General features: G+C 71.5%; 10 protein-coding genes. 6 read left to right on the top strand and 4 right to left on the bottom strand.

From position 1 onward, the window contains the following. Positions 1-1,071: NlpC/P60 family protein (locus AE652_RS22400; protein ID WP_369808318.1), on the bottom strand; the 1,071-nt coding region annotated here is incomplete at its 3' end. Positions 1,072-1,388: 317 nt separating this feature from the next. Between AE652_RS22400 and AE652_RS22395 the strand changes: the two genes are divergently transcribed. The 6 genes from AE652_RS22395 (at position 1,389) to AE652_RS22370 (ending at position 8,983) form a co-directional block, all read left to right on the top strand. After that, entirely contained in the window at positions 1,389-1,739 is a 351-nt protein-coding gene (locus AE652_RS22395) for a hypothetical protein (protein WP_049654299.1), read from the top strand. Positions 1,740-1,906: 167 nt separating this feature from the next. Next, positions 1,907-2,719, top strand: coding sequence for a hypothetical protein (locus AE652_RS22390; RefSeq protein ID WP_049654298.1), 813 nt, complete (start codon positions 1,907-1,909; stop codon positions 2,717-2,719). A gap of 37 nt (positions 2,720-2,756) precedes the next feature. After that, positions 2,757-3,992, top strand: a complete 1,236-nt coding sequence (locus tag AE652_RS22385) for a hypothetical protein (RefSeq protein WP_049654295.1) — start codon at positions 2,757-2,759, stop codon at positions 3,990-3,992. A gap of 7 nt (positions 3,993-3,999) precedes the next feature. Beyond that, the gene (locus AE652_RS22380) at positions 4,000-5,574 is read left to right on the top strand and encodes an SCO6880 family protein (RefSeq protein ID WP_049654294.1); all 1,575 of its coding nucleotides are present in this window, start codon (positions 4,000-4,002) and stop codon (positions 5,572-5,574) included. Positions 5,575-5,648: 74 nt separating this feature from the next. Continuing rightward, positions 5,649-6,998: an ATP-binding protein gene (locus AE652_RS22375; RefSeq protein ID WP_049654291.1), complete on the top strand. Its 1,350-nt coding sequence runs from the start codon at positions 5,649-5,651 to the stop codon at positions 6,996-6,998. Between the two features lie 191 nt (positions 6,999-7,189). After that, positions 7,190-8,983 carry a bifunctional UDP-sugar hydrolase/5'-nucleotidase gene (locus tag AE652_RS22370; protein ID WP_049654290.1) on the top strand — a complete coding sequence of 598 codons (1,794 nt, stop codon included), beginning with the start codon at positions 7,190-7,192 and terminating at the stop codon, positions 8,981-8,983. Positions 8,984-9,070: 87 nt separating this feature from the next. Here the strand turns inward: AE652_RS22370 and AE652_RS22365 are convergent, their stop codons facing one another. From AE652_RS22365 to AE652_RS22355, 3 genes are all read right to left on the bottom strand, one after another. Continuing rightward, complete coding sequence (locus tag AE652_RS22365) at positions 9,071-10,570, bottom strand: HAMP domain-containing sensor histidine kinase (protein WP_234348484.1); 1,500 nt, start codon at positions 10,568-10,570, stop codon at positions 9,071-9,073. After that, the gene (locus AE652_RS22360; protein WP_049654289.1) at positions 10,567-11,337 is read right to left on the bottom strand and encodes a response regulator transcription factor; all 771 of its coding nucleotides are present in this window, start codon (positions 11,335-11,337) and stop codon (positions 10,567-10,569) included. Before AE652_RS22360 ends, AE652_RS22365 begins: the two co-directional genes overlap by 4 nt. Before the next feature lie 68 nt (positions 11,338-11,405). Beyond that, positions 11,406-12,302 (bottom strand): S1C family serine protease (locus AE652_RS22355; RefSeq protein WP_049654287.1); only part of this gene is annotated, 897 nt, incomplete at its 5' end.

Genomic DNA, 12,302 nt, shown 5'->3' with positions numbered 1-12,302 from the left:
CCGGCCGGAGGCCGCCGGGGTGCCGCTCGGAGCACTGCCCGGCGCGCCGCCCTGGGTCCCGCCCTGGCCTCCCGCCGGGGCGGTGGGCTCCGTCCCGCCCGGCCGGCTCGGGGCGTTCACCACGCCGTCGTTGTTGCGGGTCGGCAGCGCCTGGGCGCCGTCCGAGGTGACCCGGGTCGCGCCGATGTACTCCCGGGTGTCGATCTTGTCGTAGCGGATCACCGCGCCGGTGTGCGGCGCGTTGATCATGTACCCGCCGCCGACGTAGATCCCGACGTGGTGGATGCTCCGCGGATCGCTCAGGTCCGTCGCCCAGAACACCAGGTCGCCCGGTCGCAGCTGGTCCCGCGACGGGTGCGGCCCGGCGTACCACTGGTCGTTGGCCACCCGGGGCAGGGTGATGCCCACACTGGCGAACGCGGCCTGGGTCAGGCCCGAGCAGTCGAACCGCCCGTTCTGCGAGGGCAGGCCCTCGCCGCCCCACAGGTACGGGGTGCCGAGCTTGGTCTGCGCGAAGTAGATCGCGGCCGACGACTGCGCGGACACCTCCAGCGGCGCGGTCGGCGAGACCGGCGCGGTGAAGCTGCGGGCCATCGCCTGGATGTTCCGCACGTAGCCCTGGGTCTCCCGGTACGGCGGGATCCCGTTGTACTTGAGCACCGCGCCCTCGCCGGCGTTGTAGGCGGCCAGCAGGTTGGCCTGCGGGTCGCCCGGGACCTTCGCGACCTGCTTGGCGATCGCGCAGTCGTAGGTCGCGGCCGAGGCGATCGCGTCCAGCGGGTCCCAGACGTCCGCCCTGCCGTCCCCGTTGCCGTCGGTGGCGTACGAGCTCCAGGTGCCCGGCATGAACTGCGCCATGCCCTGCGCCCCGACCCCGGAGCGCGCCTTGGGGTCGAAACCGCTCTCCTGGTACAGCTGCGCCGCGAGCATCGGCGGGGAGATCTCCGCGCAGAGCGCACCCCACCGCTGGATCGGTTCCTGGTAGGCCGCGGGGACCGTTCCGGGGGACAGGGCGGAACGATTCGCCGCCTGCTGCGGCGTCCCACTCGCCGCATAAGTCCCTATCGTCACCAGCCCGATGAACCCGAAACCAACAACTCCCGCAGCGACGGCGGCCGTACCGGCCTTCCGGAGTACCATCAGCACCATCCCGACGAGTCGTCAGTCGAAGTGTCCCGGAAGGCGTTGCTCACCGCAATCATCAGAGATACGAACAGTGAGCGCTATCCTTCGTACGGTGTACATCCTCGCGTACGTGTCCGATGCCTCACGACCAATTCGCGAGAAGTAGCCAAGTCGACATCAGATCTGGCCAAGAATAGGTACCGACCCTTCGCGCGGGCCGGGTCCGGGCCCTTGAATTTGCCTGATCGGGCGGTGAGATGGAAATGAACCTGAGCAGCGTGCACACCAATGCGGTCAGCCACCTGGCCGAGGACCCCCCCAAGAAGCCGAACATCGACACCATCATCGGCGGAATCGCCCCGGACTGGGGGCCGTTCGCGACCCTCGGGTCGGAGGCGCGGGTGATGGTCGAGGTCATCATGGCCGTCGCCATCCTCCTCTGCCTCGGCATCGCGGTCTGGGGCGCGGCCAAGCAGCGGATCGGGGCGACCGCGATGCGCGACAGCTTCGGCGCCGAACAGGGCAAGGGGCTGATCGTCGCCGGACTGACCGGCGTGTTCATCATCGGATCACTCGGCACTCTGTTCACCATTGTCTACGGCATGGCGATCTGACGATCGGACAGCAGTAGTCCGACCTGCCTGAGACCGGGTCCCCGTCCGGACCCCCTCCGACGGCCGGCCCGCCAGGACCCCACCCCCGTTCCCACCCTCCGCTCGCGCCCGCCCCCGGGCGGAGGGCCCCCGGAGCCGCCCCGGCTCCCCGCACCAGGAGGGCCGCCGTGCCGTTGTCCGACGACCAGCCGCGCACCCGTACGCGCCTGCCGGTCGGCGAACAGTCCTCCCCCCAGCAGAACCACCGTCAGTCCCGCCCGCTGCGCGCCCTGCTGGCCGTCCTCGTGGTCGTCACCCTGCTCGTCGTGGCCATCGCCATCGCCAACCGGGTCACACCCGGCAGCGGAAGCGGCACCGGAGGGGGCGCCTCCGCCGACCGCGCCGGCTCCGGCGCCGGCCCCGCCCCCAGCGGCGACCAGCCCGTCGGCACCACCGTCAACGGCATCCCCACCGGCTACCCGCACACCGAACCCGGCGCCCAGTCGGCCGCCACCAACTACGCGGTGGCGATCGGCTCCGCGGACATGTTCCGCACCGACAGCCGGCACGGCATCATCGCCACCATCGCCGACCCGGGCGCCCTGGCGGGGCTCCAGGGCCGACTGGACCAGGGCTTCTCGCCGGAGACGGCCGCCAGGTTCGGGGTCGACACGCAGGGGCAGCCGCCGAAGGGTCTGACCTTCGTCAGCAGGACTATCCCGGTCGGGACCAAGAGCAGTGGCTACACAGCGGACGGCGTCAAGGTCGACGTTTGGTGCACGGGCTTGTTCGGACTGGCCGGTGAGCGTTCCACCAAGCCGGTTTCTGAGGAGTGGTTCACCCTCACCCTCAGCCTGCGGTGGACCGGGTCGGACTGGAAGCTCAGTGACTACAGCCGTGTGTCGGGACCGGCCCCGATTCCACCGGACCAGCAGGCCGCGACCGCCGAGGAGATCACTGGTGCCGTCGAGCAGTTCGGAGGCTTCCACTATGCCCGTTGACGGTAGTTCGGGCGTCGTTCGGCAGACCGTGGTCCGGATGGCGGGGGCCGCGCTGTTCGGCGCTGTCTCGGTCATGGCAACGGCCCATCGCGCGCTGGCGGAACCGTCGCCGACCGCGAGCCCTGGCGCGAGCAACACGAGTTGCCCTGGTGTCCCACTTCCCGGCAACGACGTCTACTGTGCCCCGAACGGCGGGGGCTCCCTCCCCGGTGGCGGCGCCGTCGGGGCCGTGACCGATCCGCTCGGGTCGTTGGCCAAGAGCTGTGCGCAGGCCGCGGCGTGGGTGGTGCGGAAGCTGTCGGGGGCGATCGACGGGACGACGCAGGTGGACTTCACCAATGCGTCGTTCCTGCAGCAGTACGCCGTGGTGTTCGCCGTGTCGACGGTGATCACGCTGGTGCTGTGGCTGCTGGCGGTGGCGAAGCGGGCGGTGCGGGGGGCGCCGTTGGCGACGGCGTTCTCGGAGGCGATCGGCTTCCTGTGGCTGACGGTGGTGGCGTCCGCGTTCACGCCGTTGATCCTGTACACCGTGGTGAGCGTGACGGACGGGCTGACCAAGGCGATCGCGGTCGGGACGAAGACGGACACCGGGTCGTACCTGGGGGGCTTCGCGGACACGCTGGAGAAGGGCGACGTGGGCGGCGGCCCGCTGATACTCGTGATCGTGTCGCTGGTCGCGGTGCTGGCGGCGGCGGTGCTCTGGGTGGAGCTGCTGATCCGGGCGGCGATGCTGTACGTCGGCGCGCTGCTGGGTACGGCGGTGTACGCGGGGCTGGTGGACCGGCAGCTGTGGAAGCACGTGCGGCGCTGGGCGGGGGTGATGCTGGCGGTGGACCTGGCGAAGCCGATCATCGTGGTCATCCTGGGCCTGGCGGGCGCGGTGGCGACCGGCTCCGGGGCGGACGACGACTTCGCCCGGGTGCTGTCCGGGCTGGCGATCCTGTTCCTGTCGATCTTCGCGAGCGCCTCGGTCTACCGCTTCGTGCCGGGCTTCGGCGACGAGATGCTGAACATGCGCGGGGCCCGGGCCAATGCCGTGCAGGCCGGTTCGGCGATGATCAACGGCACCGCGAACCTGATGAAGCAGGGCATCAGCACCCACGGCGACCGCGGTCAGGCGGCCGGTACGGGTGGCGGCGGGGGTGCCGGCGGCGGTTCGGTCGCGCCGGGCATCGCCGCGCACGCCGGGCGGACGCCGTCCCCGCCGCCGCAGGGCGGGCCGAAGCAGGGCCCGGTTCCGATCCGCGACAGCAATCCAGCGAAGGGAGGGTGACGGGTAAGTGAGCAGTGAACCGCTCGGCCAGTACGGTGCCCAGTACGCCCAGCCGTACGTCCACCAGCGCCGCACCTACCTGATCGGCAAGGCCCGCCCGAACGCGCCGATCGGCCGGAACCGGGAGTCCGGCGAGATCGTGCTGATCATCTTCGGGGCCTTCCTCGGCATGCTCTGGGGCCTGCTGATGCCGGTCCTGCCGCTGCGGATCGGCGGTCTGGTCGGTCTGCCGGCGCTCGCCATCGCGGCGGTGTACGTGCCGTACCGCAGGCGGACGTTCTACAAGTGGGTGGAGATCAACCGCACCTACCGCCGGACGGTCCGCAGCGGGCGGGCGGTGTGGCGTTCGGACGTGATGGACGCGGGCACCCGGCTGGACGGCCGGGAGGTGGAGGTCGGCCCGCCGCCGGGGGTGGGGCGGTTGCGCTGGCTGACGGCGCCGTTCGGGCCGGACGAGGTCGGGGTGCTGATGCACCTGGAGCGGCGCACGGTGACGGCCGCGATCGAGATCGAGGGCCCGGGCGTGGGCCTGCGGGACTCGGAGGACCAGGAGGCCCTGGTCGACCGCTTCGGGACGCTGCTGAAGCACGTCGCCAACGGGGACGGCTTCGTGACCCGGCTGCAGATCCTGGCCCGGACCCTGCCGGCCGACCCGGACGCGCACGCCAAGGACGTCGAGCGGCGCGGCGACCCGTCCTCGCCGCGTTGGCTGCAGGACTCGTACGACCAGCTCCAGTCGATGGTGTCGACCTCCTCGGAGCAGCACCGGGCGTACCTGGTGGCCTGCATGCACTACACCCGTGACCTGGCCGCCGAGGCGCACGCGATGGGCCGGACGGCCACCGGGCGGCGGGCGCGGGACGACGAGGGGCTGGCGGCCGTGATGGCGCGCGAGCTGACCGACATCTGCGCCCGGCTGGCCGAGGCGGACATCCGGGTGCGCCAGCCGCTGGGCCAGGCCCGGCTCTCCTCGCTGCTGCACTCGATGTACGACCCGGACCACCCGATCGACCACATCCAGGCGATGTCCCGGCGCAACGCCTGGCCGGCCGAGCTGGACGCGACCGACCCGCAGTACCTGCAGGCGAAGACCCGGGAGTCGGCGACCCGGGAGCCGTGGTGCCACGCGACCGCGTGGATCAAGGAGTGGCCGCTCACCCCGGTGGGCGTCAACTTCCTGGCGCCGCTGCTGGTGCACACCCCGGACGTGATCCGGACGGTCGCGGTGACGATGGACCTGGAGCCCACCGACGTCGCGATCGAGCGGATGCTGACCGAGAAGACCAACGACGAGGCCGAGGCGAGCCGCGCGGCCAAGATGAACCGCACGGTCGACCCGCGCGACCTGGCCCACACCGGCCGGGTGGACCAGCGCGGCGACGACCTGGCCTCCGGCGCGGCCGGGGTGAACCTGGTCGGCTACATCACGGTCTCCTCACGCAACCCCGACGCGCTGGCCCGCGACAAGCGGACCATCCGGGCCTCGGCCGGCAAGAGCTACCTCAAGCTGGAGTGGTGCGACCGCGAGCACCACCGGGCCTTCGTCAACACCCTCCCGTTCGCCACCGGCATCCGCCGCTGAGCGGACGCACCCGCACACCCGTGCACCCGCACATCCGTACGTCCGTCCACCGCTGACCCGTCAGGAGCCCGCCCATGGCGCTCGGCAACCTCTCCGAGGCGTTCACCAGCCTGATGTTCGGCAAGGTGGAGACCACCCGTCTGCCGGTGCGCACCTCCACCGGCCAGGCGCAGGCCGTCTACCTGCCGACCGCCGCGCCGGGGCTGGGCGACTCCGGGGTGATCATCGGGCGCGAGGTGTACAGCGGCAAGGGGTACGTCTACGACCCCTTCCAGCTGTACGGGCAGCAGCTGCCCGCGCCGCACTGGCTGGTGCTCGGCGAGTCCGGCAACGGCAAGTCGGCGCTGGAGAAGACGTACGTGCTGCGGCAGCTGAGGTTCCGCGACCGCCAGGTCGTGGTGCTGGACGCGCAGGGCGAGGACGGCGTGGGCGAGTGGAACCTGATCGCCAACGCGCTGGGCATAAAGCCGGTCCGGCTGGACCCGATGGCGGCCCGGGACGGCGGGGTGAAGCTCAACCCGCTGGACCCGGCGATCACCCAGAACGGCCAGCTGTCGCTGCTGCGCACGATCGTCGAGGTGGCGATGGGGCGTGGGCTGGAGGAGCGGGCCGGCTTCGCGCTGAAGGCCGCGCACGCCCACGTGGTGGCCTCGGTGAAGGACCGCCAGCCGGTGCTGGACGACATCATCGACACCCTGCGCAACCCCGAACTGTCCTCGGTGGAGTCGCTGGGCGTGGCGGTGGGCGAGGTGCAGTCCTGGGGCCTGGACGTGGCGCTGGTGCTGGACCGGCTGGTCGACGGCGACCTGCGGGGCATGTTCGACGGGTCGACGACCGACGGCATCGACCTGGACGCGCCGCTGATCGTCTTCGACCTCTCGCACATCGACCGCAACTCGATCGCGATGCCGATCCTGATGGCGATCGTCGGGGTGTGGCTGGAGCACACCTGGATCCGGCCGGACCGGAAGAAGCGCATCTTCCTGGTCGAGGAGGCCTGGCACATCATCAACAGCCCGTTCGTGGCCCAGCTGTTCCAGCGGCTGCTGAAGTTCGGCCGCCGGCTCGGCCTGTCCTTCGTCGCGGTGGTCCACCACCTGTCCGACGTGGTGGACGGCGCGGCGGCCAAGGAGGCCTCGGCGATCCTGAAGATGGCCTCGACCCGGACGATCTACATGCAGAAGGCCGAGGAGGCGCGGGCCACCGGCCGGGTGCTGGGCCTGCCGCGCTGGGCGGTGGAGATCATCCCGACCCTGTCGCCGGGCATCGCGGTCTGGGACGTCAACAGCAACGTCCAGGTGGTCAAACACATCATCACCGAGGCGGAGCGCCCGCTGGTCTACACCGACCGCGCGATGACCGAGGACGCGGTGGCCGAACGGGTGCGCGCGGACCAGAAGTTGGCGGCCGAGCCGGGGGTCTGAGGGGCCTTCTCCGCAGGCTCCGCACCCGGCGGACGGTGACGGTTCGTCCGTAGGTAATCCTCTCGTTACGTTCCACGTCCTGACAGCTACGCGCGTTGACCCTAGGCTTCGCAGTCGCAACACATGTCACACGCCCGAACGCCGCCGCTGTCCGCAGCCGGTGCTCCCTCCAAGGTGCAGGGGAATCCTTCATGCTCACCGTCAGATCCCGACGGACGGCGCTCGCCGTCGTCGCCGCCGCTGGTCTGCTCGGCACGGTCGTCGTGCCGACGGCCGCCCAGGCCGCCGACGCCAAGCGCCACAAGACCGTCAACCTCCAGCTGCTGGCGATCAACGACTTCCACGGCAACCTGGAGCCTCCGGCCGGTTCGTCCGGCACGATCAAGGAGATCGACCCGGCCACCGGCAAGGAGGTCGCCACCCCGGCCGGCGGCATCGAGTACCTGGCCACCGAGCTGCGCAAGGCGCGCATCCCGGCCGACGACTCGATCACCGTCGCGGCCGGCGACATCATCGGCGCCAGCCCGCTGACCTCGGCGCTCTTCCACGACGAGCCGACCATCGAGGCGATGGACAAGCTCGGCCTGGACGTCACCTCTGTGGGCAACCACGAGTTCGACGAGGGCGCGCAGGAGCTGCGTCGCATGCAGGACGGCGGCTGCCACCCGACCGACGGCTGCTACGAGCCCGGCCGCACCTTCAAGGGTGCCAACTTCAACTACCTGTCGGCCAACGTCACCGACGAGAAGACCGGCAAGCCGCTGCTGGCGCCCTACTGGGTGACCAAGTCCCAGGGCGTGAAGGTCGGCTTCATCGGCGTCACCCTGGAGGGCACGCCGAACATCGTGACCGCCGAGGGCGTCAAGGGCCTGAAGTTCGCCAACGAGGTCACCACGATCAACAAGTACGCCGCCGAGCTCAAGGCCAAGGGCGTCAACTCGATCGTCGCGCTGATCCACGAGGGCGGCTACCCGGCCAGCAGCGTCTACAACTACGACTGCGGCGCGGCCGGTCAGGGCGTCTCCGGCCCGATCGTCGACATCGCCAAGAAGATCGACCCGGCGGTCGGCGCCATCGTCACCGGCCACACCCACAACGCGTACGCCTGCAGCATCCCCGACCCCGACGGCGTCCCGCGCTCGGTGACCAGTGCCGCCTCCTTCGGCCGGCTCTTCACCGAGATCGACATGAAGCTGGACAAGACCACCGGCGAGATCGTGCGCCCCTCGGTCAAGGCCGAGAACCACGTGGTGCGCCGCACGGTCGAGAAGGCGTCGGACATGACGGCGCTGGTCGACCACTACTCCAAGCTGGCGGCCCCGATCGCCAACCGTCCGGTCGGCTACGTCGCCTCGGACATCAACGGCCGCGGCAGCAGCGACCTGGAGAAGCCGCTCGGTGACGTGATCGCCGACTCGCAGCTCGCCGGGCTGGCCCCGGCCGACAAGGGCGGCGCACAGGTCGCCTTCATGAACCCCGGCGGCATCCGCTCCGACCTGGTCTACAAGGCCTCCGGCGGCGAGGGCGACGGCGTGGTGACCTACGGCGAGGCGTTCACCGTCCAGCCGTTCACCAACATGATGCAGGTCAAGACGCTGACCGGGGCCCAGCTGATCCAGCTGCTCCAGCAGCAGGTGAGCGGTTCCAACGCGGCCGCGCCGAAGGTCCTCCAGGTGTCCTCGAACCTGCACTACACCCTGGACATGCGCAAGACCGGTGCGGACCGGGTGGTCGTGGACTCGGTGCGGCTGAACGGGGCGCCGGTCGACCCGGCGGCCACTTACCGGGTCGCGGCCAACGAGTTCCTGGCCGGCGGCGGCGACGGCTTCCCGGCCTTCGCGGCCGGCACCGACAAGCTGGTCGGCGCCTCGGACCTGGACGTCTTCGTGGCCTACCTGAGCGCCCACAGCACGGCGGCCTCGCCGCTCCAGGCCCCGGCGCGGGACCGGATCAAGATCATCGGCCCGGGCAGCGACATCGACTGACCGTGAGCCGGCTCCGGGGCGTGAGCCCTGGGACGGGGGCGGGTGGGGCGCTGTCGGGGCGCCCCACCCGCCCCTTTCGTCATTCCGTCATTCCGGGGCGGGGCCGCCGGGCAGGCGGACGGTGGCCAGCGCGCCCGGACCGCCGTCCGCGGCCGGGCCGAGGGTGACCTCGCCACCCGCCTCCCGGACGCTCTGCGCGACGATCGACAGCCCGAGGCCGGAGCCGGGCAGCTGGCGCGAGGAGGGCGAGCGCCAGAACCGGTCGAAGACGTACTGGAGCTCGTCCGGCGGGATGCCGGGGCCGTGGTCGCGGACGGTCAGCACGCCCCGGTGCAGCCGGACGTCGATGGTGCCGCCGGGCGGGCTGTACTTGACCGCGTTGTCCAGCAGGTTGATCACCGCCCGTTCCAGCCCGGCCGCGTCGCCGTGCACGTACCAGGGCTCGGTGTCGGTCTCGAAGACCAGCCCCGGGCCGCGCAGCTTGGCCCGTTCGACGGCCCGTCCGGCGAGCTCGTGCAGGGCGACCACGGTGGGGGCCGGGCCGCTCTTCGGGGTGTCCGGGCGGGAGAGCTGGAGCAGGTCGCCGATCAGCACGGTGAGCTCCTGCATCTGCGCCTTCATGTTGCCGAGCAGCTTGGTCTTGGTGGCGGCGGGCAGCGGGCGGCCGGTGTCGTTGCTGCGGATCAGCAGGTCGACGTTGGTGCGCAGGGAGGTCAGCGGGGTGCGGAGCTCGTGCCCGGCGTCGGCTATCAGCCGGGTCTGCCGCTCGCGGGAGTTGGCGAGGGCGGTGCTCATCGAGTTGAAGGACGTGGAGAGGCGGGCGATCTCGTCGTGTCCGTTGACCGGGATGGTGGTGCCCACCTCCTCGGTCCGGGCGATGTGCTCGACGGCGTCGGTGAGCTGGTCGACGGGCTTGAGGGAGGAGCGGGCGACCAGCCGGCCGGCGATGGCGGCGAGCAGGATGCCGCCGGCGGAGACCGCGCCGAGCAGGATGGCGAGGCCCTGGAGGGAGTCCTCGACGGGCTGGGTGGAGGTGGCGACCATCAGCAGGGCCGGCCCCGACGCGGAGTGTGCCAGCGAGATCCGGACGACTGCCGGGGTCCCGTCGGTGAAACGGCCGTCGCGGATGATCGACTGGCCGTTCTTGAGCTTGAACCCGGCTGCGTCACCGGGCTGGACCACGATCGCCTTGGTCGCGTTCGGTGGCAGGCAGACGCCCGTCGGGTTGGCCTTCACGAACTGGGTGTCCCGGGCCACCGCGCTGCCGTTCTCCGAGGTGAGGCCCGTCGGCTGGTTCGCCAGGGCCTGTTCCGCGGTCGGGTAGCAGAGCAGGGGCACTCGGGGCCCTGGTGGCAGCGTCGCGTTGGCCAGGTCGGTCCGCACCTGGTCGTAGAGCTGCTTCTCCACGATGAACCAGCACGCCAGCGCCGACAGCGCGATCGCCACCGCCACCGCCGCCGCGCTCAGGAAGGTGAGGCGGCTGCGCAGCGAGCGGGAGCGGAACCAGTGGAGGAGGCGCTGTCGGCGGCGGGGCGTGCGGGGCGGTGCCAGCGGGGGTGCCAGCGGTGGGGGCGGGACGTGGTTCACGCGCTCGTGCCGGCGGCCGGGCGCAGGGCGTAGCCGGCGCCGCGTACGGTCTGGATCAGGCGGGGCATGCCGCCCTGCTCGGTCTTGCGGCGCAGGTACATCACGTACACGTCGAGGGAGTTGGAGGAGGGCTCGAAGTCGAAGCCCCAGACCGCCTTGAGGATCTGTTCGCGGGTGAGGACCTGGCGGGGGTGGGCGAGGAACATCTCCAGCAGCATGAACTCGGTGCGGGTGAGCTCGATCGGCTTGCCGGCCCGGGTGACCTCGCGGGTGGCGGTGTTCATCCGCAGGTCGGCGAAGGCGAGCACCTCGCTCTCGTCCTCGACGGCGGCGCGGGCGGCGGCCTCGGCGGCGAGGGCGTTGCGGCGCAGCAGGGCGCGGACGCGGGCGAGCAGTTCGTCGAGCTCGAAGGGCTTGGCGAGGTAGTCGTCGGCGCCGACGTCGAGACCGGTGACGCGGTCGCCGACGGCGTCGCGGGCGGTCAGCATCAGCACCGGGACGGTGTCGCCGCGCGAGCGCATCCGGCGGACGGCGGTGAGGCCGTCCATCCGGGGCATCATGATGTCCAGCAGGACGAGGTCGGGCCGGTCGCGTTCGACGGATTCCAGGGCTTCGTAGCCGTCGGTGGCGGTGGCGACCTCGTACCCCTCGAAGGCGAGGCTGCTCTCCAGGGCGTCCCGGAGGGCGGGTTCGTCGTCGACCACGAGGAGCCGGGCGAAGGGGTGGCCGGCCTCGGCGGTGGTGCGGTCGTCGGCGGACGGGGTCATGGGCGGGTGCCCTTTCTCGTCGGGTGGAGGGCCTGCTGGGAGCAATTGTCCGTCTCAGGGAGCGGTGCTCACAGGTTCTGGCCGGCTTCGAGCTTCGGCAGGACCTGCTTGATGTCGTTGATCGGGATGGCGAAGCCGAGGCCGACGCTGCCGGCCGAGCCGCCGGAGGAGCCGGAGCCGCCGGGCGCGTACATCGCCGAGTTGATGGCGATGACCTGGCCGTTGGCGTTGATGAGCGGGCCGCCGGAGTTGCCGGGGTTGAGCGCGGCGTCGGTCTGGAAGGCCTTGTAGGTGGTGGTGCTGCCGCTGTCGGACTGCGGGGCGGTGCCGCGCAGGCCGGGCACGCCGGGCAGGTAGGGGAGGCCGAAGCCGCCGTTGTTGCTGGTGCTGCCCTCGTCGAGCTGGACGGTGACGTCGCGGTTCTCGGCGCTGATGATGCCGGAGGTGACGGTGCCGGTGAGGCCGTCGGGGTTGCCGATGGCGACGACCGGGTCGCCGATGGCCACGGTGGAGGAGTCGCCGAGGACGGCGGGGGTGAGGTTCTTCGCGCCGGTGGCGGTGATCACGGCGACGTCGAGGGCCTTGTCGGTGCCGGTGACGGTGGCCTGGGCGGTGGAGCCGTCCTTGAAGGTGACGGTGATCCGGCCGCCGGCGGACGCGGTGTCGATCACGTGGTAGTTGGTGAGGATCTGCCCGTCGGTGTTCAGGACGACGCCGGTGCCGGTGGCGGTGCCGTTGCCGGTCTTGACGGTGATCTCGACGGTGCTGGGCGAGACGGCGGCGGCGACGGCGGCCACGTCGGCGGTGCCGTCGGAGCGGGCGGAGACCGGGCTGGCGATGGTGCCGACGCGGTTCTCGGAGCCCTGGTGGTCGGCGGCGACCAGGCCGCCGGTGACCCCGCCGAGGACGGCCGCGACCGCGGCGACGGCGGTGACCAGGGCGAGCCGGCCGCGCAGCAGTCCGCG

The sequence above is a fragment of the Kitasatospora sp. MY 5-36 genome (assembly GCF_001182915.1).
Taxonomy (GTDB): domain Bacteria; phylum Actinomycetota; class Actinomycetes; order Streptomycetales; family Streptomycetaceae; genus Kitasatospora.
This window is presented reverse-complemented; position numbering and strand designations above follow the sequence as displayed.